This is a genomic window from Variovorax trehalosi, assembly GCF_051216415.1.
Lineage (GTDB): Bacteria > Pseudomonadota > Gammaproteobacteria > Burkholderiales > Burkholderiaceae_C > Variovorax.
Window position 1 is genome coordinate 99,290 of the sequence record NZ_JBPJZG010000005.1, and the last position, 24,010, is coordinate 123,299.

Annotated in this window: 24 protein-coding genes; 14 read left to right on the plus strand and 10 right to left on the minus strand. The window is 65.9% G+C overall.

Going from position 1 to position 24,010, the window contains the following annotated elements; genetic code table 11:
• Nucleotides 1-29: 29 nt before the first annotated feature.
• Nucleotides 30-608, plus strand: a complete 579-nt coding sequence (locus ACSFA7_RS19360; protein WP_435500891.1) for a TetR/AcrR family transcriptional regulator — start codon at nucleotides 30-32, stop codon at nucleotides 606-608.
• A 92-nt stretch (nucleotides 609-700) separates the two neighbouring features.
• On the plus strand, nucleotides 701-1,441 hold the full coding sequence (locus ACSFA7_RS19365) for a 3-oxoacyl-ACP reductase family protein (RefSeq protein ID WP_435500892.1): 741 nt from the start codon (nucleotides 701-703) through the stop codon (nucleotides 1,439-1,441).
• Nucleotides 1,442-1,465: 24 nt separating this feature from the next.
• On the opposite strand, the gene ACSFA7_RS19370 is transcribed toward ACSFA7_RS19365, so the two are convergent.
• From ACSFA7_RS19370 to ACSFA7_RS19385, 4 genes are all read right to left on the minus strand, one after another.
• Nucleotides 1,466-2,473: an alpha/beta fold hydrolase gene (locus tag ACSFA7_RS19370; protein WP_435500893.1), complete on the minus strand. Its 1,008-nt coding sequence runs from the start codon at nucleotides 2,471-2,473 to the stop codon at nucleotides 1,466-1,468.
• 112 nt (nucleotides 2,474-2,585) lie between these two features.
• A complete protein-coding gene (locus ACSFA7_RS19375) occupies nucleotides 2,586-3,062 on the minus strand; it encodes a MarR family winged helix-turn-helix transcriptional regulator (protein ID WP_435500894.1) in 477 nt (158 codons plus the stop codon).
• 69 nt (nucleotides 3,063-3,131) lie between these two features.
• Nucleotides 3,132-4,859, minus strand: a complete 1,728-nt coding sequence (locus ACSFA7_RS19380; RefSeq protein ID WP_435500895.1) for a hypothetical protein — start codon at nucleotides 4,857-4,859, stop codon at nucleotides 3,132-3,134.
• A gap of 13 nt (nucleotides 4,860-4,872) precedes the next feature.
• The gene (locus ACSFA7_RS19385) at nucleotides 4,873-5,256 is read right to left on the minus strand and encodes a response regulator (protein ID WP_435500896.1); all 384 of its coding nucleotides are present in this window, start codon (nucleotides 5,254-5,256) and stop codon (nucleotides 4,873-4,875) included.
• Between the two features lie 172 nt (nucleotides 5,257-5,428).
• Between ACSFA7_RS19385 and ACSFA7_RS19390 the strand changes: the two genes are divergently transcribed.
• The 3 genes from ACSFA7_RS19390 to ACSFA7_RS19400 all read left to right on the plus strand — a co-directional run bounded on the left by ACSFA7_RS19390 (nucleotide 5,429) and on the right by ACSFA7_RS19400 (nucleotide 7,837).
• A complete protein-coding gene (locus tag ACSFA7_RS19390; protein ID WP_435500897.1) occupies nucleotides 5,429-5,785 on the plus strand; it encodes a response regulator in 357 nt (118 codons plus the stop codon).
• Nucleotides 5,786-5,877: 92 nt separating this feature from the next.
• Entirely contained in the window at nucleotides 5,878-6,822 is a 945-nt protein-coding gene (gene dusA, locus ACSFA7_RS19395) for a tRNA dihydrouridine(20/20a) synthase DusA (RefSeq protein WP_435501314.1), read from the plus strand.
• Between the two features lie 229 nt (nucleotides 6,823-7,051).
• Nucleotides 7,052-7,837, plus strand: coding sequence for an IclR family transcriptional regulator (locus ACSFA7_RS19400; protein ID WP_435500898.1), 786 nt, complete (start codon nucleotides 7,052-7,054; stop codon nucleotides 7,835-7,837).
• 21 nt (nucleotides 7,838-7,858) lie between these two features.
• Here ACSFA7_RS19400 and ACSFA7_RS19405 read toward each other — a convergent pair whose 3' ends face one another.
• A complete protein-coding gene (locus ACSFA7_RS19405; protein ID WP_435500899.1) occupies nucleotides 7,859-8,506 on the minus strand; it encodes a GntR family transcriptional regulator in 648 nt (215 codons plus the stop codon).
• Nucleotides 8,507-8,646: 140 nt separating this feature from the next.
• Here ACSFA7_RS19405 and scpA point away from each other — a divergent pair, with 140 nt between their 5' ends.
• From scpA to ACSFA7_RS19445, 8 genes are all read left to right on the plus strand, one after another.
• A complete protein-coding gene (gene scpA / locus ACSFA7_RS19410) occupies nucleotides 8,647-10,809 on the plus strand; it encodes a methylmalonyl-CoA mutase (RefSeq protein WP_435500900.1) in 2,163 nt (720 codons plus the stop codon).
• 14 nt (nucleotides 10,810-10,823) lie between these two features.
• Entirely contained in the window at nucleotides 10,824-11,300 is a 477-nt protein-coding gene (locus ACSFA7_RS19415) for a GNAT family N-acetyltransferase (RefSeq protein WP_435500901.1), read from the plus strand.
• Nucleotides 11,294-12,343 carry a methylmalonyl Co-A mutase-associated GTPase MeaB gene (gene meaB / locus ACSFA7_RS19420; protein ID WP_435500902.1) on the plus strand — a complete coding sequence of 350 codons (1,050 nt, stop codon included), beginning with the start codon at nucleotides 11,294-11,296 and terminating at the stop codon, nucleotides 12,341-12,343. The genes ACSFA7_RS19415 and meaB overlap by 7 nt, the downstream gene beginning before the upstream one ends.
• A gap of 37 nt (nucleotides 12,344-12,380) precedes the next feature.
• Nucleotides 12,381-13,925, plus strand: a complete 1,545-nt coding sequence (locus ACSFA7_RS19425) for an acyl-CoA carboxylase subunit beta (RefSeq protein ID WP_042577190.1) — start codon at nucleotides 12,381-12,383, stop codon at nucleotides 13,923-13,925.
• A gap of 129 nt (nucleotides 13,926-14,054) precedes the next feature.
• A complete protein-coding gene (locus ACSFA7_RS19430) occupies nucleotides 14,055-14,615 on the plus strand; it encodes a hypothetical protein (protein ID WP_435500903.1) in 561 nt (186 codons plus the stop codon).
• Nucleotides 14,616-14,641: 26 nt separating this feature from the next.
• Nucleotides 14,642-16,690: an acetyl-CoA carboxylase biotin carboxylase subunit gene (gene accC, locus ACSFA7_RS19435; RefSeq protein WP_435500904.1), complete on the plus strand. Its 2,049-nt coding sequence runs from the start codon at nucleotides 14,642-14,644 to the stop codon at nucleotides 16,688-16,690.
• 141 nt (nucleotides 16,691-16,831) lie between these two features.
• The gene (bioB, locus tag ACSFA7_RS19440; protein ID WP_435500905.1) at nucleotides 16,832-17,881 is read left to right on the plus strand and encodes a biotin synthase BioB; all 1,050 of its coding nucleotides are present in this window, start codon (nucleotides 16,832-16,834) and stop codon (nucleotides 17,879-17,881) included.
• Nucleotides 17,878-18,369: a VOC family protein gene (locus tag ACSFA7_RS19445; RefSeq protein ID WP_435500906.1), complete on the plus strand. Its 492-nt coding sequence runs from the start codon at nucleotides 17,878-17,880 to the stop codon at nucleotides 18,367-18,369. The genes bioB and ACSFA7_RS19445 overlap by 4 nt, the downstream gene beginning before the upstream one ends.
• Here the strand turns inward: ACSFA7_RS19445 and ACSFA7_RS19450 are convergent.
• A complete protein-coding gene (locus tag ACSFA7_RS19450) occupies nucleotides 18,359-18,856 on the minus strand; it encodes an Lrp/AsnC family transcriptional regulator (RefSeq protein WP_206173951.1) in 498 nt (165 codons plus the stop codon). The two genes, ACSFA7_RS19445 and ACSFA7_RS19450, sit on opposite strands and share 11 nt — an antisense overlap.
• A gap of 118 nt (nucleotides 18,857-18,974) precedes the next feature.
• Here ACSFA7_RS19450 and yedA point away from each other — a divergent pair, with 118 nt between their 5' ends.
• The gene (gene yedA, locus ACSFA7_RS19455) at nucleotides 18,975-19,901 is read left to right on the plus strand and encodes a drug/metabolite exporter YedA (protein WP_435500907.1); all 927 of its coding nucleotides are present in this window, start codon (nucleotides 18,975-18,977) and stop codon (nucleotides 19,899-19,901) included.
• A gap of 10 nt (nucleotides 19,902-19,911) precedes the next feature.
• Here the strand turns inward: yedA and ACSFA7_RS19460 are convergent, their stop codons facing one another.
• The 4 genes from ACSFA7_RS19460 to ACSFA7_RS19475 all read right to left on the minus strand — a co-directional run bounded on the left by ACSFA7_RS19460 (nucleotide 19,912) and on the right by ACSFA7_RS19475 (nucleotide 23,995).
• Nucleotides 19,912-20,550 (minus strand): LysE family translocator, encoded by a 639-nt coding sequence (locus tag ACSFA7_RS19460; RefSeq protein WP_435500908.1) that lies wholly within the window; start codon nucleotides 20,548-20,550, stop codon nucleotides 19,912-19,914.
• On the minus strand, nucleotides 20,547-21,185 hold the full coding sequence (locus tag ACSFA7_RS19465) for an RnfABCDGE type electron transport complex subunit B (RefSeq protein ID WP_435500909.1): 639 nt from the start codon (nucleotides 21,183-21,185) through the stop codon (nucleotides 20,547-20,549). The genes ACSFA7_RS19460 and ACSFA7_RS19465 overlap by 4 nt, the downstream gene beginning before the upstream one ends.
• A gap of 17 nt (nucleotides 21,186-21,202) precedes the next feature.
• Entirely contained in the window at nucleotides 21,203-22,642 is a 1,440-nt protein-coding gene (locus ACSFA7_RS19470; RefSeq protein WP_435500910.1) for a polyhydroxyalkanoate depolymerase, read from the minus strand.
• A 156-nt stretch (nucleotides 22,643-22,798) separates the two neighbouring features.
• Complete coding sequence (locus ACSFA7_RS19475) at nucleotides 22,799-23,995, minus strand: amino acid aminotransferase (RefSeq protein WP_435500911.1); 1,197 nt, start codon at nucleotides 23,993-23,995, stop codon at nucleotides 22,799-22,801.
• Nucleotides 23,996-24,010 lie beyond the last annotated feature (15 nt).

The window sequence follows — 24,010 nt, forward strand, 5'->3', positions numbered from 1 at the left end:
GGGTCCAAAATTATTTATACTCCACGCCCATGGCCCGACCCAAAGCATTCGACCGCGAGACCGCCCTGCAGGGCGCGATCCCCGCGTTCTCCGACCTCGGCTACGACGGCACCTCCACCGAGGTGCTGCTCAAGGCCATGGGCATCAGCCGGCAGAGCATGTACGACACCTTCGGCGACAAGCGAAAGCTGTACCTCGAGGCGCTGCAGTACTACGTCGCGGGCAGCGTGGCCGAGCAGATCCGCGTGCTCAATGGCGCGAGTTCGCCGCTGAAGGGCATCGAGGCGATGTTGAACGCGATGGCCTCCAAGCCGAGCACCGATGCGGAGCCCGGTTGCCTGGGGATCGGGGCCACTTGCGAGTTCGGCCGCTCGGATGCGGAGGTTTCGCTGCTCACGGACACGGCGGGCTGCACCTTGCTCTCGGCCATCGAGCGGCGCATCACCGAGGCGAAGGCGGCAGGAGAAATCGGCAAGGCGGTGGACACGCGGGATGCCGCGCAGTTCGTGTCGGCCACGCTCTCGGGGCTGAAGATCGCGGCGCGTGGCGGTGCCTCGGTCGAGACGCTGCGCGGCGTGGTGAAAGTGGCGGTTCGCGGCCTGAAGTAGGCGGCGGGCTGGCAAATCGTGGAGCGCCCTTTGGGGCGCATTTTTTGGCTCTATTCTGGATCAATCGATCTGCTAAAAAAGGAAGAAACATCATGTCTGAAACATTGAGCGGCAAGGCCGCATTGGTCACGGGCGGCTCTCGCGGCATCGGCGCGGCCATCGTGCGCCGCCTGGCGAACGACGGCGCGGCGGTTGCGTTCACCTATGCGGCATCGCAAGACAAGGCGAAGGCGCTCGTGGCCGAGATCGCATCGCAGGGCGGCAAGGCGCTGGCCATCAAGGCCGACAGCGCCGATGTGCAAGCGGTGCAGCAGGCGGTGTCGCAAACGGTGGAAGCCTTCGGTCGTCTCGACGTGCTCGTCAACAGTGCGGGCATCCTGATTCCAGGCATGGTCGACAGCTACGCGCTGGCCGATTTCGATCGCATGGTGGCGGTCAACGTGCGTGCCGTGTTCGTCGCCACGCAGGCCGCGGTGCCGCATCTGCGCGAGGGTGGGCGCGTCATCACCATCGGCAGTGTGACGGCGGACCGCAGCGGCTTCGCGGGCTCGTCGGTCTACAGCATGACCAAGGGCGCGGTGGCTTCGCTCACGCGGGGCCTGGCGCGCGACCTGGGCCCGCGCGGCATCACGGTGAACGTGGTGCAGCCGGGGCCGACCGACACCGACATGTCGCCGCAGGGCGAGATCGGAGAACGCGTGCGCTCGCTGATCGCCCTGGGGCGCATGGGAAAGGACAGCGAGATCGCCAGCCTCGTGGCCTATCTCGCGGGGCCCGATGCGGGCTTCGTGACCGGCGCGGCGCTCACCGCGGACGGCGGCTACCTCGCCTGATGCCGCATCGGGCGGGTCACTCGATCAGGACTTGATGAACGCCAGCAGGTCGGCGTTGAACTTGTCCTTGTGCGTGTCGGTCAGGCCGTGCGGCGCGCCGGGGTAGACGATGAGCTTGTTGTTCTTCACCAGCTTGGCCGAGGCCAGGCCCGCGGCGCCGATGGGCACGATCTGGTCGTCGTCGCCGTGGATGATCAGCGTGGGCACGTCGAACTTCTTCAGGTCTTCGGTAAAGTCGGTTTCGGAGAACGCCTTGATCGAGTCGTAGGTGTTCTTGTGGCCGCCGAGCATGCCTTGCGCCCACCACGAATCGATGAGGCCTTGTGACACCTTGGCGCCCGGGCGGTTGAAGCCGAAGAAGGGGCCTGAGGGCACGTCCTTGTAGAACTGCGAGCGGTTGGCCAGTTGCGCGGCGCGCAGGCCGTCGAACACTTCGATCGGCAGGCCGCCGGGATTGGCGGCGGTCTTGAGCATCAGCGGCGGCACGGCCGAGATGAGCGCGGCCTTGGCGACGCGCTTGGTGCCGTGGCGGCCGATGTAGCGCGCTACTTCACCGCCGCCGGTGGAGAAACCGACCAGGATCGCGTTCTTCAGGTCCAGCGTCTCGATGACGGTGGCGAGGTCGTCGGCGTAGGTGTCCATGTCGTTGCCGTTCCAGGGCTGGCTGGAGCGGCCATGGCCGCGGCGGTCGTGCGCGACGGTGCGATAGCCCTGCGACGCTAGGAACAGCATCTGCGATTCCCAGCTGTCGGAGTCGAGCGGCCAGCCGTGGCTGAACACGACGGGCTGGCCGGAGGCGGGGCCCCAGTCCTTGAAGTAGAGCTGAGTGCCGTCTTTGGTAACGATGGTGTTGCTCATGACTTGCTTTCCTTTTGAAGAGGCGTGGACCGCGCCGTGCTTCGGTGCGGCGGTGGAAGCGGCGGATGCCGCGGTGGAGAAGCCGGTGCCCACGAGGGCGCCGGCTGCGACGGAGGCGCCGCCGAGCAGCAGGCTGCGGCGGGTGGCGGTGGAATTCAGGCTGTTGGCGGACATGGTGCGTTCCTTCGATGACGTGGTGGAGAGGGACGGGTTTCGTATCGCTTGTATTAATATCGTATGCGATATAAATGGCGTGAAAAAACAGGAAGGCGGATGCGGCGAGCCATCACGCGTTCCTGTCGAGGTTCGAGCGCAGTGCGAGCAACTGGTCGCGCAGGTTGCCGATGTCCTCAGGCGCCAGCGCCATCGCGGTGGCCACGCAGGCCGGCAATCCGCGGGCCTTCTTGTGCATGGCGCGGCCTTCGGTGGTGAGCGACACGATGACCTGGCGCTCGTCCGACGCCGAGCGCACGCGCTGGATGAGCCCGCGCGTCTCGAGGCGCTTGAGCAACGGTGTGAGGGTGGTGGTTTCGAGCGCGAGGCGCTTGCAGATCTCGGAGACGTTGACCGAGTCTTTCTCCCACAGCACCAGCATGACGAGGTACTGCAGGTAGGTCAGGTCCAGGTCGCGCAGCAGGCCGCGGTACACCTTGTTGAGGCTCAACATCGTGGAATACACGGCGAAGCAGAGCTGCTCGTCGAGCGCCAGCGGATTGGTCGCGGGGGCTTCGACAGGTGGGGCAGCGGGGCGCTTGGAAGGCATGGGGCGGATATTAGATCGCATGCGATCTAATGGCAAGCGATGTTTATCGCCGACTCCGCTGAGTGGTTTTCAGGAATGCCCGTCGACGCGCATCTGGAAGAGGAAGTAGGGCGGAATGCAGGCGCCCCGCCCTTCGGGCTGGCCCTCGGCCTGCGCGCAGATGTAGTCATCGCGGCAAGGCTGCTGCGCCGAGCAGCTGCGCAGGTTGCCGGGCCGCGTGTGCTTGGCGAGGCATTCGCCGAAAGGCTTTTTCGCGGCGAGGCATTGGTTGAAGTCGCTCAGGATGGCGATGCCGCCGCAGCTGCCGTTCTTGTCGAGCGGGTCGCACGGGCCCGAGCACATGCCGCCGGGGAAGCCGACCGAGGTTTTCTCGCACACCGAGAACACGCCTTCACAGGCGATGCGCGGCAGTTTCTCGGCGCGGTCCAGCCACGGGTTGGCGGATTGCGTGATGCGTGTGGGTTCGCAGCTTGCGCCGACCGTGGCTTTCTCGGGTGCGGCGTTCGCGGTGTCCGGTTCGGCCAGGGGGCGGAATGGGTCGGGCTGCGGCGTCGACAGCGCGGCGCGCACATACGTGGCGCGACGCGCCAGTTCATCCTGCAGATGCGGCGAGTGCGGCAGGGCGAGCGCGTTGCCCGTCGTGAAGGTGCGCGATGCGCCGCGCCGGTCGATGCCCAGCAGATGAAAGCCCGCGACCGCGCGGCTCTGGTGGCAGCCCGCGCAGCTGAGGTCATCGAGACGGCGCAGCACGGCTTGTGGTGATTGCCGCTTGCGGCTGCCGGGGACGGCCTGCCAGTCTCCGGGCGAGAAGATCTGCGCGAACGGCCGGTTCGCCAGGCGCGCGAGGCCGCGCGGTGCGACCGAGATCGATTCGGTCGCGAGGAATTTTTCAGGAATCTGCACCGAGGCCTCGTCCAGTGCGCGCAGGTTGGCGGGCTGCTGCAGCCATTGCTGCAGTTCCTTGCGCAGCGGTGCGTTGGCCTTGAGGCGCGCGATGTCGGGTGTGTTCTCGAGCGGTGCAATGTCGAAGCGCTTCGTGCCGGCGTTCCATCGGAAGGCGCGCAGCATGTACTCGGCATGGCCGCCGAGATCGGGCCGCACCGCGGACGGCCAGCGCACGCTCTGCAGGTTGGTGGTGACCTGCGCGATGCGCGCGGGCGCCAGACGCTGCGGCGCGAGCGGGCCGTCGGGCGATACCAGCCAGCGGCCGAGCGCCTCGTCCGGCATGGAAGCCTGAGGCGGTTGCCAGAGCCGCGCGGCGCCGGCGCAGCTGCCGTTCGCATCCGGTGCGTCGCCGCGCAGTTCCACATTGACGGTCATCGGCAGGCGCGACTGCATCGCGGCGGTGCGGTAGGCGAGCCGATACACCAGCCGCGTCTCGCCGCAGGCGCCGTTCTGGAAAGGCCGGCGGTCCATGCGATTGGCCACGCCGACCAGCTCGAAGAAGGCATCGGGGCTCGCGAGCCAGCGTGCGTCGAACAGCCGGTGCGGATAGCGCGAGATGCCGACGCCGGCCTGCCTGTCCGTGCGCTGGATGCGCGCAAGGCTTTCACCGAGCGGCGTGGCGATGGATTGCCAGGCCGGGGAGCGCATCAGGGACTGGTTGGTGGCGATGCCGTCGGGTGCAGCGGGCGCATCGCCGAGCCAATGGGCGAAGTTGGCGCCGGATTTCTCGGCGGCCTGCAGTGCGACGGGCGAGGTGAGGAGCAGCACAGGGTCTGCGGCGCGCACAGGCGACGCGACGAGCATCAGTGCAAGCGCAAGGCCAGAGAACAGGCTGTGTTTGAAGATCGGCACGCGGCCGATTGTGTCAGCGCCGGGGCGTGATGTTCAGTGCCGCGCAGAAGTCGTAGAACGCCTCCAGCTGCAGCGACTTGTCGAACACCGCATCGACGCCCGCCGACAGGGCGCCTTCGCGCACTTCCGAGGTCGCATAGTTCATGAGCACCACGGTGCGCTGCTCGGGCAGCTTGTTGTCCCTCAGGTACTGCGCCACGGTGAGCCCGTTGCCCTTGGCGAGAAACACATCGATCACCGCCGCATCCCATTCGCCGGGGTTGGCCTTGAGCCAGTCGATGGCTTCATCGGAAGTGGTCGCGGTGCCGACGACATCGCATTCGGAAAATTCCTGCAACCCGTCGGTCAGCGTCGTCGCGATCAGAGGGTTGTCTTCTATGAGGTAGATACGGGTCATTGTTGTTGGCGAGAGAGAGGGCGGTCCATCGGCTTGTCTCGGCCGAGAAGGTCATTGTCGGGAAGGACTCCCGGCGCCGAGTAAGACAACGCCGCCATCTGTCGTACATCCCTGTAGGGTGGTGGGCTGCGGTGGCTGCAGCACGCCGGGTTGTCTGGAAAAATGTCACGCAATGACCAATGCCCCGCAACCCAAGCTTCGCGTACTGCTCGTGGAGGATGACGCCGACACGCTCGCCACCACCCTGAAACTGCTCGAGGCCCTGGGGCACTGGGCCACGGGCGTGAAGAGCGCCGAGGCCGCGATCTCACGCTTCTTCGAGGGCGCCTTCGATGTGGTGATGGTCGACATCGGTCTGCCCGCGCTGTCGGGGCACGACCTGGCCGAGCGGCTGCTGCGCGACTACCGCGTTCCTGTGATCTTCGTGACCGGGCAGGCGCAACCCGCGAAGGCGCTGGCGGGGACCACCTGGCTGCGCAAGCCCTACACGGTCGAGCAGCTGACCGAGGCGCTGGCACGGGTCGCGTGAGAAAATCGCCGCCTTCTGTGCCCGATGTCCGGGCCGGTGTCGACACCACAGGATCACGCGTTTTGGAAGAGAAGGTCATCTCCGTTGCACCCATGATGGACTGGACGGACCGTCATTGCAGGTACCTCCACCGCCTGTTGTCGCGCCACGCGCTGCTCTACACCGAGATGGTGACGACCGGCGCACTGGTGCATGGCGACGTGCCCCGGCACCTTCGCTTCAACGCCGAAGAACAGCCCGTGGCCCTGCAGCTCGGCGGCAGCGAACCGGCCGATCTCGCGCATTGCGCGAAGCTCGGCGAGGAATGGGGCTACGACGAGATCAACCTCAATTGCGGCTGCCCGAGCGAACGCGTGCAGCGCGGCGCTTTCGGCGCCTGCCTCATGAACGAGCCGCAACTGGTGGCCGACTGCGTGAAGGCGATGGTCGATGTGGTGAGCGTGCCGGTCACGGTCAAGCATCGCATCGGCATCGACAAGATCGAGAGCTACGAGTTCGTGCGCGACTTCGTCGGCCAGGTGAGCGAAGCGGGGTGCGAAACCTTCATCGTCCATGCGCGCAATGCGTGGCTGCAGGGTCTGAGCCCGAAGCAGAACCGCGAGATCCCGCCGCTGCGCTACGCGCTGGTGCATCGGCTGAAGCACGACTTTCCTGATCTGAAGTTCTCCATCAACGGCGGCATTTCCGTCAACGAGCAAGTGCATGAACACCTGCGCCTGCTCGATGGCGTGATGGTCGGGCGGGAGGCCTATCACAACCCCTGGTGGCTCGCCGAATGGGACGCCGAGTTCTTCGGCGCCGCGCCGCAGCCGCTGACGCGCGAAGAAGTGGAGTCGCTGATGTGCGACTACATGGTTCGCGAGGCGGCCGAGCATGGCACGCAGTGGTCGTCGATCGCGCGCCACATGCTGGGCCTGCGCAACGGCCTGCCCGGTGCGCGCCGCTGGCGGCAGGTCTGGAGCGACCATCGCCTCAAGACGCGCCCGCCGCACGAGGTGATGGCGCTGGCGCACGAGCCGGTCGCGCAGGCCGCCTGAACCGGCGGCCACCGAGGCCGCTTTTCTGCTTCCCGGTTCACAAGGATGTCTCCGAACCCGGAGATTCCGTGCGTTTCTACGCCCGAAAAGTCCATTTTTAGGCCTCGAATCGGGACATTTCGTCCTCTTTAATAGAACATAGTTCCGAAACAATGCAATAACAAGTGTGGCCTGTGCACCTGTTTTTGCTCAAGAATAAAGAGGTCAGGGAAACAAAAAAAGGTTCTTCATGAGTGAAGCTGTTGGCAGCAAAGAGGAAGTGAGCGCGCTGGCACGCGGCTTGGCAGTACTCAAGACCATCGGAATGGCGGCCGCACCGATGGGCAACCGGGATCTGGCCGACACGACGGGCATTCCCAAGGCCACCGTATCGCGGCTCACCGCAACGCTGGTAGGCGCCGGCTACCTGCGCCAGTCGCGCGACAGCGAGCGATTCAGCCTGGGGCCGGCCTTGCTCGACATGAGCAGCCGTTACCTGCGGCATTTCGACCTGCGAACGGTGGCGCGGCCGCATCTGACGGAGTTGTCCGAATTCGCGGGCGCCAGCATCCACATGGGCATACGCGACGATCTCGATCTGCTCGTCATCGATTCGCTGCGACCGCGGTCTGCGCTCATCAGTTCGCGCATCGAGGTCGGCTCGCGTCTCTCGATCACTACCTCGGCCGCCGGCCGGGCTTACCTGGCGGCACTGCCGCCGCCCGAGCGGGACGTGCTGCTGGAGCAGATCCGCATCGAGACCGGCGAGAACTGGCCGGCCGTCGAGCCGCGGCTCATGGCGGGCATCGAGGAATACGACCGCCTGGGCTATTGCAGTTCCTTCGGCGACTGGCATCCCCACATCCATGCCCTCGGCTTTGCGCTGCAGGGTCCGCGCGGCGAGCGCTACGGTCTGAGCTGCGGCGGCCCGGCCTACCTGCTGCCCAAGGACGTCATGCTGGATCGCGTGGCGCCCCGGCTGCTGGAAGCGGCCCGGCGGATTGCGGCCGAAGCCGGCACCATCATCCGCGACTGAGTCTGCAGCGGGCTGGCGAACTCAGTTCGCCGCTTCCAGGCCGTTCTTGAAGTGCTCGCGCATGCGCGCCATCGCGGCTGCGGCGTCGCGCGCTTCGATGGCCGCCATCACCGAACGGTGCTCGGCCAGCGACTCGGCAATGCGCCCCGCCTTGAGCAGCGAGTTGTGGCGGTTGAGCTTCATCACCTTGCGCAGGTCGGCCACCATCTGGTCGCGCCACTTGTTGTTGGCGATGGCCAGCAACTGCATGTGAAAGCGCTCGTTGAGCGCAAAGAAGTGCTCGCGATCTTCCTTGCCCGGCGCGGCGGCGGCTTCGAGTTCGGTGTGCAGCTTTTTCAACTCCGCGCGTTCGGACTCGGTGGCTCGCTCGGCGACCACGCCGGCCGCATCGCTTTCCAACAGGGAGAGCAGGTGGTAGACGTCCGCCAGGTCCTGCTCCGACACCTCGGTCACGTAGGCGCCGCGGCGCACCTTCATCGTCACCAGGCCTTCGGCGGCCAGCACCTTCAGCGCTTCGCGCAGCGGGGTGCGGCTGATGCCGTATTCCTCGGCGAGCTTGAGCTCGTCGATCCAGCTGCCGGGCTCCAGTTCGCGGCGAAAGATCCGCTGGCGCAGCAGCTCGGCCACCTCTTCATAGAGGGCGCGCGGGGTGAGGGTGACAGCGGACATGGGCAGGAATGTACCGCATAAAACGGGTTTGAATTAATAATTATGGATCGGTTAGACTCGCTGCCGGCTTGCAAATCCCTGCGAGCGAATTTGCGAATTCCCTGTCATCCCTGCAAGACAACTGCAAAGCGGCGCCTTCCATGAGCAGCACACCCGAACCCACCTTCAAGCCCGCCGACCTCGGTGCCTGGGCCAAGTCCGCTGCCAAGTCCGCGCCGGGCGGCGACGTGAACGCGCTGAACTGGATCACGCCCGATGGCATCACCGTCAAGCCGCTCTACACCGCCGCCGACCTGCAGGGCCTGAAGTACACCGACACGCTGCCCGGCTTCGAGCCGTACCTGCGCGGCCCGCAGGCCACCATGTACACGGTGCGCCCCTGGACCATCCGCCAGTACGCCGGCTTCTCGACCGCCGAAGAGTCGAACGCCTTCTATCGCAAGGCGCTGGCCGCCGGCGGACAGGGCGTGAGCGTGGCCTTCGACCTCGCCACCCACCGCGGTTACGACAGCGAGCATCCGCGCGTGACCGGTGACGTCGGCAAGGCCGGCGTGGCGATCGATTCGGTGGAGGACATGAAGATCCTGTTCGACCAGATCCCGCTGGACAAGGTCTCCGTATCGATGACGATGAACGGCGCCGTGCTGCCGGTGCTCGCGGGCTACGTGGTCGCGGCGGAAGAGCAAGGCGTGGCGCAGGACCAGCTGAGTGGAACCATCCAGAACGACATCCTCAAGGAGTTCATGGTCCGCAACACCTACATCTTTCCGCCGGCGCCGAGCATGCGGATCATCGGCGACATCATCGAGTACACGGCGCAGAACATGCCCAAGTTCAACTCGATCTCGATCAGCGGTTATCACATGCAGGAAGCCGGCGCGAACCAGGCGCTGGAGCTCGCCTTCACGCTGGCCGACGGCAAGGAATACGTGAAGACCGCGCTGGCCAAGGGCCTCGACGTGGACGGCTTTGCCGGGCGCCTGAGCTTCTTCTGGGCCATCGGCATGAACTTCTATCTCGAAGTGGCCAAGATGCGCGCGGCGCGCCTCCTGTGGTGCCGCATCATGAAGGAGTTCGAGCCCAAGAACCCCAAGAGCCTGATGCTGCGCACGCACTGCCAGACCTCGGGCTGGTCGCTCACCGAGCAGGACCCGTACAACAACATCGTGCGCACCACCATCGAAGCGATGGCCGCGGTGTTCGGCGGCACGCAGAGCCTGCACACCAACGCGCTGGACGAAGCGATTGCGCTGCCTACCGAGTTCAGCTCGCGCATCGCGCGCAACACGCAGCTCATCATCCAGGAAGAGACGCACATCACCAACGTGGTCGACCCCTGGGCCGGCAGCTACATGATGGAGAAGCTCACGCAGGACATGGCCGATGCGGCCTGGGCCATCATCGAAGAGGTCGAGGCGATGGGCGGCATGACCAAGGCGGTCGACAGCGGCTGGGCCAAGCTCAAGATCGAGGCCGCCGCCGCCGAGAAGCAGGCGCGCATCGACTCGGGCAAGGACGTGATCGTGGGCGTCAACAAGTACAAGCTCAAGAACGAGGACGCGATCGACAGCCTCTCCATCGACAACGTGATGGTGCGCGACCAGCAGGTGGCGCGGCTGCAGAAGATTCGCGCCTCGCGCGACACCGCCAAGGTGCAGGCCGCGCTCGATGCATTGACCGAAGCCGCCGAGAACGGCACCGGCAACCTGCTCGCGCTGAGCATCGACGCGGTGCGCCTTCGCGCCACGGTGGGCGAGATTTCGGACGCGCTCGAAAAATCATTCGGCCGCCATCGGGCCGACACGCAAAAGGTGACCGGTGTGTACGCAGCTGCCTATGACTCCGCCGAGGGCTGGGAAGCCCTCAAAACCGAAATCAACGCCTTCGCCGAAGAACAGGGCCGCCGTCCGCGCGTGATGATCTCCAAGCTCGGGCAAGACGGCCACGACCGCGGCGCCAAGGTGGTGGCCACGGCCTTCGCCGACCTGGGCTTCGACGTGGACATGGGCCCGCTCTTCCAGACGCCCGAAGAGTGCGCGCGCCAGGCCATCGAGAACGACGTGCATGCCGTCGGCGTGAGCACCCTCGCAGCCGGCCACAAGACGCTCGTGCCCGCCATCATCAACGAGCTCAAGAAGCAGGGCGCGGACGACATCATCGTGTTCGTCGGTGGCGTGATCCCGCGGCAGGACTACGACTTCCTGTACGAAGCCGGCGTCAAGGGCATCTACGGGCCGGGCACGCCCATTCCGGCCAGCGCCAAGGACGTGCTGGAGCAGATCCGCGCGGCGGTCGCTGCCTGACCGGGGCGCCAGACGTGGGCGATCTCTTGTCGCGGCTGTCGCTGCAGCCCGTGGATTCCAGCGATTTCGAGGACATGCTGGCCGTGCGCATCGATGCGATGCGCCCGAGCCTGGAGCGTGTCGGACGTTTTGACCTCACGCGTTCGCGCGAACGGCTGAGCGCCGGTTTCGCCGTGCCGTTCATGCATCACATCGTGCTCGATGGCGATCAGCGCGTGGGCTTCGTCACGCTCAAGCCAGAAGGCGCCGATGCGCTGCGGCTCGATCACCTGTACCTGCGCACCGGCTTCCAGGGGAGCGGTATCGGCGAATGGGTGCTGCGCTGGGCCAAGGCCGAAGCGCGCGAGAAGAACCTCGACATCAAGCTCACCGCGCTCGTGCAGAGCGATGCCAACCGCTTCTATCTGCGGCATGGCTTCGTGCTCGAAGGCGAGGAGGGCGTCGATCTGCACTACCGTTGGCGCGTGACGGCCGCGGAGGCCGCGTGCTGAACACGGTGCAGGCGCTGGAAAGCGCCGTGACCGATTCGCCGGGCATGGCGCAGCGCCGCGCGATTGCCAAGGCGATCACGCTGCTCGAATCGACCCGCACCGACCATCGCGCGCAAGCCGACGAGTTGCTCACCACGCTCTTGCCGCGCACCGGCAATTCGTTTCGCCTCGGCATCTCGGGCGTGCCCGGCGTCGGTAAATCGACCTTCATCGAAACGCTCGGCCTGCTGTTGATCGACAAAGGCCATCGCGTCGCAGTGCTCACCATCGACCCGTCGTCCACTGTTTCGGGCGGCTCCATCCTCGGCGACAAGACGCGCATGGAGCGGCTCTCGGTGCACGAGCGCGCCTACATCCGCCCGAGTCCTTCGAGCGGCACGCTCGGCGGCGTGGCCGAGAAGACGCGCGAGGCAATGCTGGTTTGCGAGGCTGCCGGCTACGACGTCGTGATCGTCGAGACCGTGGGCGTGGGCCAGAGCGAAACGGCTGTGTCCGGCATGACCGACATGTTCGTGCTCATGCAGCTGCCCAATGCTGGCGACGACCTGCAGGCGATCAAGAAGGGCGTGATGGAACTGGCCGACCTCGTGGTCATCAACAAGGCCGACATCGACAAGGACGCCGCCACGCGCGCGCAGGCGCAGATCACCTCGGCGCTGCGGCTCTTCGGCCACCAAGGCAACCCCGACCATGCGCATGCGGTGCACGACGCGCACAGCGGCGCCGAGGTGCGCTTCTGGCTGCCGAAGGTGCTGCAGCTCAGCGCGCTGGCGGGCACGGGCGTCGATGCGTTCTGGGGCGCCGTCACCGAATTCAGGCAACTGCAGACCGCCAACGGCAAGCTCGCCAAGCGCCGCGAAAAACAGGCCACCGCGTGGATGTGGGAGCGCATCGACGCGGGGCTGAAGCAAGCCTTCAGGCAGCACCCGCAGGTGCGCGAACTGCTGCCGCAACTCACCCAGCAGGTGGCGCAGGGCGCGCTGCCCGCATCGACCGCGGCGCGCAGCCTGCTCGCCGCAGCGGCCATCACGGCCAAGCCCTGAGCCATCTCATTGAAGACCACAGCTTCGGAAGCACACCATGCAAGAACTGATTGAACAACTCGAACAGCGTCGCGCCAAGGCGCGCCTCGGCGGCGGGCAGAAGCGCATCGATGCGCAGCACGCCAAGGGCAAGCTCACGGCGCGCGAGCGCATCGAGCTCCTGCTCGACGACAACACCTTCGAAGAGTGGGACATGTTCGTCGAGCACCGCTCGGTCGACTTCGGCATGGCCGAGCAGAAGATCCCCGGCGACGGCGTGGTCACCGGCTACGGAATGATCAATGGCCGCCTGGTGTTTGTGTTCAGCCAGGACTTCACCGTCTTCGGCGGCGCGCTCAGCGAAGCGCATGCCGAGAAGATCTGCAAGGTGATGGACCAGGCGATGAAGGTCGGCGCACCCGTCATCGGCCTCAACGATTCGGGCGGCGCTCGCATTCAGGAAGGAGTGGCATCGCTGGGCGGCTATGCCGACGTGTTCCAGCGCAACGTGATGGCCTCGGGCGTGGTGCCGCAGATCAGCATGGTCATGGGCCCGTGCGCGGGCGGTGCGGTGTACTCGCCGGCCATGACCGACTTCATCTTCATGGTGAAGGACTCGAGCTACATGTTCGTCACCGGTCCGGACGTGGTGAAGACCGTGACGCACGAAACCGTGACGGCCGAAGAGCTCGGCGGCGCCATCACCCACACCACGCGCAGCGGCGTGGCCGACATGGCGTTCGAGAACGACGTCGAAGCGCTGATGATGCTGCGCCGCCTGTACAACTACCTGCCGCTCAACAACCGCGAGAAGCCGCCGGTGCGCCTGGGCAACAACGGCCAGGGCGACCCGGCCGACCGCCCTGACTACTCGCTGGACACGCTGGTGCCAGACAACCCGAACAAGCCCTACGACATCAAGGAGCTGATCCTCAAGGTGGTGGACGACGGCGACTTCTTCGAGCTGCAGCCCGACTATGCGAAGAACATCGTGATCGGCTTCGCGCGCATGGAAGGCCAGACGGTCGGCATCGTGGCGAACCAGCCGCTGGTGCTGGCGGGGTGCCTGGACATCAAGAGCAGCATCAAGGCTGCGCGCTTCGTTCGTTTTTGCGATGCGTTCAACATCCCGGTCATCACCTTCGTCGACGTGCCCGGCTTCATGCCCGGCACGGGGCAGGAGTACGGCGGCATCATCAAGCACGGCGCCAAGCTGCTCTACGCGTATGCGGAGTGCACGGTGCCGAAGATCACCGTCATCACGCGCAAGGCCTACGGCGGCGCGTACGACGTGATGGCATCCAAGCACCTGCGCGGCGACGTCAACCTCGCCTGGCCGCGCGCCGAAATCGCGGTGATGGGCGCGAAGGGCGCGGTGGAGATCATCTTCCGCGAGGACAAGAACGATCCCGAGAAGTTGGCAGCCCGCGAGGCCGAGTACAAGGCGCGTTTTGCGAACCCTTATGTGGCCAGTGCACGCGGCTACATCGACGACGTGATCCTGCCGCACGAGACGCGCAAGCGCATCTGCCGCTCGCTCGTGATGCTGCGCGAGAAGAAGCTCGAGAACCCGTGGCGCAAGCACGGGAACATTCCGCTCTGAGTTCGTATGCGCAGCCACTACCCCCAGTTTCGCGAGGGTGCGGAGCCTGGATTGGTACCCAAGCTGGGCGGCCTGCCCTGGGGCTTGCCGTCGAGCCTCTGGCCTCTTTGCCGTGAGTGCCATCGGCCCATGAGCCATCTGGCGCAGCTGCCGGCCGATGGCGACGCGCTGCCGCTCGCCAGCGGCGAGGTGCTTTTCCTCTTCAAGTGCGAGTGGGACAGCATCTGCAGCTTCTGGGAACACGACGCGGGTGCGAACGCCGCGTTCGTCGTGCAGCGCGACACGTTAGGGGCCGGGCCGACCACGCCGCCTGTGGATGCGGCCGACGAGCAGCCCTTCCTGTTGCGCGAGATCGCGATCACGGGCTGGCGCGCCGATGACGACGGCGCGCCGCCGGAACTGGAAGAGGCTTTCTACGACTACCAGGCTCACTCCGAACTGCCGGAGGAAGTGGCCTATCCCCATGACTGGGCGAGCGCATGGCGCACGAAGAGCGGCGGCGTGCCGTTCTGGACGGCCAACGGCGCGCAGCAGATGCCCGCGGGGCGTCTGTTCCTGCAGATCGACAGCTGGGTCGACGTGGATGGCGAAACCGCCGAGGTAGCGAATTTCTGTTCCGACGGCACGGCGTATGTGTTCGTCGATCGCTCGCAAGCGCAGCCGGTCTATTCGATGTTCATCAACCGCTGAGGCGGTCAACAATAAACGGATTCAGCATGTTCAAGAAGATCCTGATAGCGAACCGCGGCGAAATCGCCTGCCGCGTGATTCAAACGGCCAAGAAGATGGGCATCCTCACCGTCGCCGTCTATTCCGACGCCGACAAGGAAGCCCGCCACGTCGAGCTGGCCGACGAGGCCGTGCACATCGGCGCTGCGCCCAGTCGCGAAAGTTATCTGCAGGCCGACCGCATCATCGCGGCCTGCAAGCAGACGGGCGCCGAGGCGGTGCACCCGGGCTACGGCTTCCTCTCGGAGAACGAAGCCTTCGCCCGCAAGGTCGAGGAAGAGGGCATTGCTTTCATCGGACCGAAGCACTATTCGATCGCGGCGATGGGCGACAAGATCGCCTCGAAGAAGCTCGCGAACGAAGCCAAGGTCAACACCATTCCAGGCTGGAACGACGCCATCGAGACGGCCGAGCGTGCCGTGGAAATTGCCAAGGACATCGGCTACCCGGTGATGATCAAGGCGTCGGCTGGCGGCGGCGGCAAGGGCCTGCGCGTGGCTTTCAATGACAAGGAAGCCTTCGAGGGCTTCACCTCGTGCCGCAACGAGGCGCGCAACAGCTTCGGCGACGACCGCGTGTTCATCGAGAAGTTCGTCGAGGAGCCGCGCCATATCGAGATCCAGGTGCTGGGCGATTCGCACGGCAACGTGATCTACCTGAACGAACGCGAGTGCTCGATCCAGCGGCGCCACCAGAAGGTGATCGAAGAGGCGCCTTCGCCCTTCATCAGCGACGAGACGCGCAAGGCGATGGGCGCGCAGGCGGTGCAACTGGCCAAGGCCGTGAACTACCAGAGCGCGGGCACGGTGGAGTTCGTGGTCGGCAAGGACCAGAGCTTCTATTTCCTGGAGATGAACACGCGGCTGCAGGTGGAGCACCCGGTCACCGAATGCATCACGGGGCTGGACCTGGTCGAACTGATGATCCGCGTCGCGGCCGGCGAGAAGCTGCCGCTCACGCAGGACGAGGTCAAGCGCGACGGCTGGGCCATCGAGTGCCGCATCAACGCCGAAGACCCGTTCCGCAACTTCCTGCCTTCGACCGGCCGCCTCGTGAAATTCCAGCCGCCGGCCGAGACCATGTTCGCGAGCGACACGGAGCACCTGAACGGCGTGCGCGTGGACACCGGTGTGTACGACGGCGGCGAGATCCCGATGTACTACGACTCGATGATCGCCAAGCTCATCGTGCACGGCAAGGATCGCCAGCATGCGATTGCCCGCATGCGCGAGGCGCTCAATGGCTTCGTGATTCGCGGCATCAGCAGCAACATCCCGTTCCAGGCGGCGCTGCTCGCGCATCCGAAGTTCGTCGCGGGCGATTTCAACACCGGCTTCATCGCCGAGCACTACGGGAAGGGCTTCCATGCGGAAGACGTGCCGCACACCGATCCGTCGTTCCTTGTTGCGCTCGCGGCCTATGTGCACCGCCGCTATCGCGCGCGTGCCTCGGGCATCAGCGGGCAGCTCGAAGGCCACGGCGTGAAGGTGGGCGAGCAGTTCGTGGTGGTGGAGCTGGGGCCGGAGGGCAAGCATGTGCAGCACCCGGTGTCGGTGACCGACTTCCACGGCAAGACCGGCGCGAGCGCCATCGCGGTGGGCGACAAGAGCTACAAGATCGACAGCAGCTTCGCGCTCGGCGCGATCCGGGTGCAGGGCATGGTCAACGACAAGCCCTTCACCGCGCAGGTCGAGCGTGGCGCGGGCAAGAACCCGCTGGCGCTGCGCGTGTCGCACGACGGCACGCAGATCGAGGCCATGGTGCTGTCGCCGCTGGGTGCGCGTCTGCTCGAATTGATGCCCTACAAGGCGCCGCCGGACCTGAGCAAGTTCCTGATGTCGCCGATGCCGGGCCTTTTGGTCGAGGTGTCGGTGCAGCCGGGGCAGCAAGTGCGCGCCGGCGAGAAGCTGGCCGTCATCGAGGCGATGAAGATGGAAAACGTGCTGTTCGCCGCGCAAGACGGCGTGGTGGGCAAGATTTCGGCCGGCAAGGGCGAATCGCTCGCGGTCGATCAAATCATTCTGGAGTTTGCATAAAGCTCACCCCCAGGCTTCGCGCACTTCGTGTCGCTTCTCCAACCCCCTTCCGGGGGCAACACCTGCGGCCCGGCGAAGCCGGTTCCGCGGTGTTTCCCGAACAGGCAATGCTTTGGGCAGTTCTGAAAGAGTTTTATTGATATGACGACCTCCGATCTTTTTTTTGAAACGCCCATCTCGGCGCCTGTCACGCTGCACCGGCCCGCAAAGCCGGTAACGCCGGAAGGCCCGTGGTCGGTGGAGGCGATCCAGGCGCTGCTCGACAAGCCGCTGATGGACCTGCTGTTCGAGGCGCAGACCGTGCACCGCCAGCATTTCCCCGAAGGCGACATCGAACTCGCGACGCTGCTCTCGGTCAAGACCGGCGGCTGCCCCGAGAACTGCGGCTATTGCCCGCAGTCGGCCGAGTTCGACACCGGCGTGAAGGCGCAGAAGCTCATGGAGGTCGACGAGGTGGTGCGCGCCGCGCAGGCCGCCAAGGACGCGGGCGCCACGCGTTTCTGCATGGGCGCCGCCTGGCGCGCGCCGAAGGACCGCGACGTCGAGAAGGTGGCCGTGCTGGTCGAGGCGGTGAAGGGCCTCGGCATGCAGACCTGCGCCACGCTCGGCATGCTGGAGCCGCACCATGCGCACCAGCTCAAGGCCGCGGGCCTCGACTACTACAACCACAACCTGGACACCGCGCCCGAGTACTACACCGACATCGTCGACACGCGCAGCTACCAGGACCGGCTCGACACGCTGGCCCATGTGCGCAGCGCCGGCATCAGCGTGTGCTGCGGCGGCATCGTCGGCATGGGCGAGCAGCCGGTGCACCGCGCGGGGCTGATCGCTCAGCTGGCCAACCTGAACCCGTACCCGGAGTCGGTGCCCATCAACAGCCTGGTGCGCGTGCCGGGCACGCCGCTGGCCGACTCGGAGCCGGTCGATCCCTTCGACTTCGTGCGCATGATCGCGGTCGCGCGCATCACGATGCCGACCGCGCGCGTGCGGCTGTCGGCGGGGCGCCAGCAGATGGGCGATGCGGTGCAGGCGCTGTGCTTCATGGCGGGTGCGAATTCGATCTTCTATGGCGACAAGCTGCTGGTCACCGGCAATCCCGATGTGGATGCGGACGTGCAACTGCTGCGCAAGCTGGGCCTGCAGTCGCGCCGCACTACGACCACTGAAACAGTGGAGGTCTGCGCATGACGACCACGGCGCGTCCCTTCAAGGTGCTGGGCATCCAGCAGATCGCGATCGGCGGGCCCGACAAGCTGCGGCTGCAGAAGCTCTGGGTCGACATGCTGGGGCTCGAAGTCACCGGCACCTTCAAGAGCGAACGCGAGAACGTCGACGAGGACATCTGCGCGATCGGCAGCGGACCGTTCAAGGTCGAGGTCGACCTGATGCAGCCGCTGGACCCGGACAAGAAACCCGCGGTGCACGCCACGCCGCTCAACCACGTGGGGCTGTGGATCGACGACCTGCCCAAGGCGGTCGAATGGCTCACGGCGCAGGGTGTGCGCTTTGCGCCCGGTGGCATCCGCCAGGGCGCGGCGGGGTTCGACATCTGCTTCCTGCATCCGAAGGCGAACGAGGAATTCCCGATTGCGGGCGAGGGCGTCTTGATCGAGATGGTGCAGGCGCCGCCCGAGGTGGTGAAGGCCTTCAACGCGCTCGCTTCAGCTACGCATTGAGCACCTTCCGGATCGGCGGCTTCACGTCGGAACGGTGCGGCGGCAGCATCGGCTGGTGCTCGCGCGCCGGGTTCAGGATGATCGAGGTCGCCGTCTCGGTGAGGATGCAGAACTTGGTGACCACCGCGTCCAGGTGGCTTACATCGATCACGGCGATCTCGAGGATCCAGCTGTCCTCGCCGGTCACGTTGTAGGCGTTCACGCATTCGGGCGTGTCCTGCACGAGCTTCACGACGAGGTCGTAGTCGGCACGGCCGACGCGGATGATCGCGCGGATGCCGTAGCCCAGCTTGCCGAGGTTGACGGTCGCGCGGTAGCCGCTGATGACGCCTGCGGCCTCCAGCTTCTTCACGCGCTCGGTCACGGCTGGTTGGCTCAGGTGCACGCGGCGGCCGAGTTCGGCCATGGTGAGGCGCGCATCGCCCTGCAATTCGGCGAGGATGCGGGTGTCGTGCGCGTCCAGGGCAGGGTTCAAGGTGAAGTCCATGGAACTCCTTTAAATCGACGGTGATGGATCGGCAGAACCGTGAAATATCCATGGTTCCCGGAAGGCGGCTTTCATACCATGGGCGGCGCTTCGATACCAACAAAACAATCACTTCGATATGCCGACCCTCGCTTCTCCCGCCCAAGCCGCGCCCGGTCCCGTGCGGCCCGCGCTGCCGCCTTTGCTGTGGCTTTGCCTTGCCGCCACCTGGGTGGTCTGGGGCTCGACCTACCTGGCGATCAAGTACGCGCTGATCAGCTTTCCGCCGTTCCTGCAGATGGGGTCGCGCTTTCTGTTCGCGGGGCTGGTGCTCGCGGCCTGGATGCGGTGGCGCGGCGCTGCATGGCCTTCGAGGGTGCAGTGGCGCAATGCGCTGGTCGTGGGCGCGCTGATGCTCGGCGGCGGGATGGGTGGCACGGCGCATGCCGAGGTGTCGATCGGCTCGGGGCTGGTGGTGGCCTTCATCGCGGTGGTGCCGCTGTTGATCGCGCTGCTGAACCTCATCTGGGGCATCAAGCCGACGCGCATGGAGGCGGCAGGTATCGCGCTGGGCCTCATCGGCGTGCTGATGCTCACGCAGGGCAGCGGCTTCCAGTCGTCGCCCGCGGGGCTGGTGGCGATTTCGATTGCCTGCATCTGCTGGTCGATGGGCAGCGTGCTGAGCCAGCGCAGCCTGCCGCTCGCGCCCGGCGCGATGGGCTTTGCGAGCGAGATGATCTGTGGCGGCGTGGTGTTGCTGGTGCTGGCGGCCGTCTCGCGCGAGAGCCTGGTGTGGCCTCCGGCGCCCGAGGCGGTCTGGGCATGGCTGTACCTGGTGGTGTTCGGCTCGCTGATCGCCTTCAACGCCTACATGGTGCTGCTCGCGAAGGCGCCGGCCGCGCTGGCGGCGAGCTACACCTTCGTGAACCCGGTGATCGCGATGCTGCTGGGCGTGTGGATTGCCAACGAGACCGTCACGCGCTTCGAGTGGTATGCGGTGTCGGTCGTGCTGGCGGGGGTGCTGTTGCTGCTCTTCAAGCGCCCGAAAAAGACTGAAGAGAGCTGAAGCGCTTTCTTCAGGTGCCCGGACGGCGCCAGAACGCCAGCGTGGCCGCCAGCAGCCACATGCCGGCCGCGCAACTGCGGTTCAGCACCTTGAGGCCGCGGCGCGAGAGCCAGCGCACAGCCTGCGTGCCGGCAGCCGCATAGGCCAGCATCACGCAGGTGTCGAGCACCACGAAGATCGCGCCGAGCAGCAGGTACTGCGGGCCTTGCGGCTGGGTGATGTCGATGAACTGCGGCAGGAAGGCCGCGAAGAACAGCACCGTCTTCGGGTTCGACAGCGCCACGAGCAGGCTGCGCATCAGCGCGACGCGCCCATGCGGCCGGACCTCGACGGCGGACTTGGCCAGCGCCGTGCCGAGATCGGTCGCCTCGCTGCGCCAGAGCTTGATGCCGAGCCAGACGAGGTAGGCGACGCCCGCCACGCGGATCGCGTTGAAGAGCATTTCCGATGCCGCGAGCAACGAACCCAACCCGAGCGCGACGACCGCGATCAGCGTGATGCTGCCGAGCGACGCACCCGCAATGCCCCAGCTCGCGCGCCGCATGCCGCCGTCGATGCCGTTGGACAGCGCCAGCAGCATCGTGGGGCCGGGAATGACGGCGAGGGCGAGCGAGGCGACGACGTAGATCAGCAGGGTGTCGAGTGTCATGGCTTGGAGGTGGTGGTTTTGGCGCGTTGTTCGGCGGCGGCGCGGGCGCGCGCCAGGGCGGCTTCGACGATGGAGCGCTTGCGCGTGTCGGCGGCTTGCGGCTCGGCGACGGCGGGGGCCGGTTCGGCCTCGCGCTTTGCAGCGTCACGGTGCTGGTCGTGGAGCTTGTAGCGTTGCAGCGCGGCTTCGGCCTGTGCCTGAGACCAGGCCTGCCAGCCGCTGCGGCCCGGCGTTTCGACTTCGAGCGAGATGCAATCGACGGGGCAGACCGGGATGCAGAGTTCGCAGCCCGTGCAATGCGCCTCGACCACCGTGTGCATGCGCTTGTTGATGCCGACGATCGCATCCGTCGGGCAGGCATCGAGGCAGAGCGTGCAGCCGATGCACCAGGCCTCGTCGATGACGGCCATGGCGCGGGGGCCTTCGGTGCCGAATTGCGGATCGAGCGGCAGCGCGGGGCGGCCGGTGAGCAGGGCGAGGCGGGCGATGCCTTCGGCGCCGCCCGGCGGGCATTGGTTGATATCCGCTTCGCCGTCAGCGATGGCTTGCGCGTAGCCGGCGCAATCGGGGTAGCCGCACCGTGTGCACTGCGTTTGCGGCAGTGCGTCGTTGATGCGTGCGGCCAGCCCGTTCACTGTGGGTTGCGCGCGCCTCAGCGCGCGGTGCGGGCGCGCGGCTTCTTGGCTGCGGCCACGGGCTTCTTGGCGGGGGCGGCCACAACAGCCTTCTTCGCGGCCGGTGACTTCTTGGCCGCTGCGGTCGCGACCTTCTGGCCCGGCTTGATCCGGTCTTCGGCGGCGAGGCTTTCGCGCGCACCGGCGCGGCTTTGCGGCTGGTCGTTCGCGGCGATGAACTTCACCAGCTTCGGGTAGACCAGCTCGCGCCAGCGGCGGCCGCTGAAGATGCCGTAGTGGCCCGCGCCCTTGACCTCGTAGTGCTCGCGCTTCGAATCGGCAACGCCGGTGCACAGGCTGTGCGCGGCCTCGGTCTGGCCCGAGCCGGAGATGTCGTCGAGCTCGCCTTCGACCGTCAGCAGCGCGGCCGTGCGGATGTCCTGCGGGCGCACGCGTTCGATCTGGCCTTCGGGGTTCTTCACGTCCCAAGTGCCGTTCACGAGCTCGAACTGCTGGAACACGGTGCGGATGGTGTCGAGGTAGTAGTCGGCGTCCATGTCGAGCACGGCGTTGTACTCGTCGTAGAACTTGCGATGGGCCTCGGCGCTGGCGTCGTCGCCCTTGATCAGGTCCTTGAAGTAGTCGTAGTGACTCGAGGCATGGCGGTCGGGGTTCATCGCGACGAAGCCGGTGTGCTGCAGGAAGCCCGGGTACACGCGGCGGCCTTCACCCGGAAAGCCCTGCGGCACGCGGTAGATCACGTTGTTCTCGAACCATTCGTAGCTCTTGTTCATCGCGAGGTTGTTGACCGCGGTGGGCGACTTGCGGGCGTCGATCGGGCCGCCCATCATCGTCAGCGTGAGCGGCAGCGGCTCCTTGCGGCTCGCCATGAGCGACACCGCGGCCAGCACCGGCACGGTCGGCTGGCACACGCTCACCACGTGGCAGTTGCCGTACTCGGCCTGCAGGCGGCGGATGAACTCCTGCACGTAGTTGATGTAGTCGTCGAGGTGAAATTCGCCTTCCGACATCGGCACGAGGCGCGCATTCTTCCAGTCGGTGATGTAGACCTTGTGGTCCTGCAGCATGGTGCGCACGGTGTCGCGCAAGAGCGTCGCGTAGTGGCCCGACAACGGCGCCACGATCAGCACCACGGGCTGGCTCTTGAGCGTCTTGAGGATGTGCGGCTCGTCGGTGAAGCGCTTGAAGCGGCGCAGTTCGCAGAAGGGCTTGTCGAGCTCGACGGCCTCCTGGATGACGACCTCTTCGCCATCGACCTTCACCGACTTGATGTTGAACTCGGGCTTCTCGTAGTCCTTGCCCAGGCGGTAGAGCAGGTCGTAGCCGGCAGCCATGCGCTGGGCCATCGGCAACTGGCCCCACACGGCGCCTTGGCCGTAGAGCTTGGAGGCCGCTTGCGCGAAGTCCGAGAACGGCTCCATCAGGGAACGCTGGGCTTCGTAGAGTTGATAGAGCATCGCTGGTCTTGGAGTGGAATGTTGCGGTGCAATATATCAGTGCATTTGCGGGCACGCAGGGGGCCTAACCCCTAGTCCGACCCTGCGACAGGGCCCTTCCAGCGAAAGGTGTGAAGGAATCGTCGCAAGACGGAGTCCTTCACACGTTGCTGTCACTTAGATGACTTTGGCGATCGACGCGCAGACGTAGTCGATGTTCTTGCTGTTGAGCGCGGCGACGCACATGCGGCCGGTGTCGGTGCCGTACACGCCGAATTCATTGCGCAGGCGCACCATCTGGTCCTTGGTGAGGCCCGAATAGCTGAACATGCCGATCTGCGTGGTGATGAAGCTCATGTCTTCCTTCACGCCGGCGGCCTTCAGGCCATCGACCAGCTTCTGGCGCATGGCCTTGATGCGCACGCGCATCTCGCCGAGTTCCTTTTCCCACAGGGCGCGCAGTTCGGCGTTGCCGAGCACCGCGGCCACGACGGCGCCGCCGTGGATCGGCGGGTTGCTGTAGTTGGTGCGAATGGCGATCTTGAGTTGCGACAGCACGCGGCCGGCTTCTTCCTTGTTCTCGCACAGCACCGAGAGGGCGCCCACGCGTTCGCCGTAGAGGCTGAAGCTCTTGGAGAACGAGGTCGAGACGAAGAACGTGAGGCCCGCTTCGACGAACTTGGCGACGGCGGCGCCGTCTTCCTTCAAGCCGTACCCGAAGCCCTGGTAGGCCATGTCGAGGAAGGGCACGAGGCCCTTGGCCTTGACCGTGGCGACGACCTGGTCCCACTGGGCAGCAGTGATGTCGTAGCCGGTCGGGTTGTGGCAGCAGGCGTGCAGCACGACGACGGTGCCCGCGGGCGCTGCGTTGAGTGCAGCCAGCATGCCGTCGAAGTTGATGCCGCGCTTGGCGGCGTCGTAGTAGGGGTAGCTTTCGACTTCGAAGCCCGCGTTGGTGAACAGCGCACGGTGGTTTTCCCAGCTCGGGTCGCTGATCAGCACCTTGGCCTTGGGGTTGAGCTTCTTCAGGAAGTCGGCGCCGACCTTCAGGCCGCCGGTGCCGCCGATCGCTTGAATGGTGGCCACGCGGCCCGAGGTGACCGGTTCGCTGTCGGCACCGAAAACCAGCGTCTTCACGGCGTTGTCGTACGCCACGATGCCGTCGATGGGGAGATAACCGCGCGCCGAGGGCGCTTTCATCATGTCTTGCTCTGCGGCCTGCACGCACTGCAGCAGGGGCAGCTTGCCGTTGTCGTCGTAATAGACGCCGACGCCGAGATTGACCTTGTTGGGGTTGGTATCGGCTGCAAATTGCTCGTTGAGGCCGAGGATCGGGTCGCGCGGTGCCATTTCGACCGCGGTGAACATAGACATGGAAAGGTCCTTTGG

Excerpts from the sequence above, each read along its gene's own strand:
- ACSFA7_RS19360 (WP_435500891.1), top strand. The coding sequence starts at position 30 with ATGGCCCGACCCAAAGCATTCGACCGCGAGACCGCCCTGCAGGGCGCG.
- ACSFA7_RS19365 (WP_435500892.1), top strand. The coding sequence starts at position 701 with ATGTCTGAAACATTGAGCGGCAAGGCCGCATTGGTCACGGGCGGCTCT.
- ACSFA7_RS19370 (WP_435500893.1), bottom strand. The coding sequence starts at position 2,473 with ATGTCCGCCAACAGCCTGAATTCCACCGCCACCCGCCGCAGCCTGCTG.
- ACSFA7_RS19375 (WP_435500894.1), bottom strand. The coding sequence starts at position 3,062 with ATGCCTTCCAAGCGCCCCGCTGCCCCACCTGTCGAAGCCCCCGCGACC.
- ACSFA7_RS19385 (WP_435500896.1), bottom strand. The coding sequence starts at position 5,256 with ATGACCCGTATCTACCTCATAGAAGACAACCCTCTGATCGCGACGACG.
- ACSFA7_RS19390 (WP_435500897.1), top strand. The coding sequence starts at position 5,429 with ATGACCAATGCCCCGCAACCCAAGCTTCGCGTACTGCTCGTGGAGGAT.
- dusA (WP_435501314.1), top strand. The coding sequence starts at position 5,878 with ATGATGGACTGGACGGACCGTCATTGCAGGTACCTCCACCGCCTGTTG.
- ACSFA7_RS19400 (WP_435500898.1), top strand. The coding sequence starts at position 7,052 with ATGAGTGAAGCTGTTGGCAGCAAAGAGGAAGTGAGCGCGCTGGCACGC.
- ACSFA7_RS19405 (WP_435500899.1), bottom strand. The coding sequence starts at position 8,506 with ATGTCCGCTGTCACCCTCACCCCGCGCGCCCTCTATGAAGAGGTGGCC.
- scpA (WP_435500900.1), top strand. The coding sequence starts at position 8,647 with ATGAGCAGCACACCCGAACCCACCTTCAAGCCCGCCGACCTCGGTGCC.
- ACSFA7_RS19425 (WP_042577190.1), top strand. The coding sequence starts at position 12,381 with ATGCAAGAACTGATTGAACAACTCGAACAGCGTCGCGCCAAGGCGCGC.
- ACSFA7_RS19430 (WP_435500903.1), top strand. The coding sequence starts at position 14,055 with ATGAGCCATCTGGCGCAGCTGCCGGCCGATGGCGACGCGCTGCCGCTC.
- accC (WP_435500904.1), top strand. The coding sequence starts at position 14,642 with ATGTTCAAGAAGATCCTGATAGCGAACCGCGGCGAAATCGCCTGCCGC.
- bioB (WP_435500905.1), top strand. The coding sequence starts at position 16,832 with ATGACGACCTCCGATCTTTTTTTTGAAACGCCCATCTCGGCGCCTGTC.
- ACSFA7_RS19445 (WP_435500906.1), top strand. The coding sequence starts at position 17,878 with ATGACGACCACGGCGCGTCCCTTCAAGGTGCTGGGCATCCAGCAGATC.
- ACSFA7_RS19450 (WP_206173951.1), bottom strand. The coding sequence starts at position 18,856 with ATGGACTTCACCTTGAACCCTGCCCTGGACGCGCACGACACCCGCATC.
- yedA (WP_435500907.1), top strand. The coding sequence starts at position 18,975 with ATGCCGACCCTCGCTTCTCCCGCCCAAGCCGCGCCCGGTCCCGTGCGG.
- ACSFA7_RS19460 (WP_435500908.1), bottom strand. The coding sequence starts at position 20,550 with ATGACACTCGACACCCTGCTGATCTACGTCGTCGCCTCGCTCGCCCTC.
- ACSFA7_RS19470 (WP_435500910.1), bottom strand. The coding sequence starts at position 22,642 with ATGCTCTATCAACTCTACGAAGCCCAGCGTTCCCTGATGGAGCCGTTC.
- ACSFA7_RS19475 (WP_435500911.1), bottom strand. The coding sequence starts at position 23,995 with ATGTCTATGTTCACCGCGGTCGAAATGGCACCGCGCGACCCGATCCTC.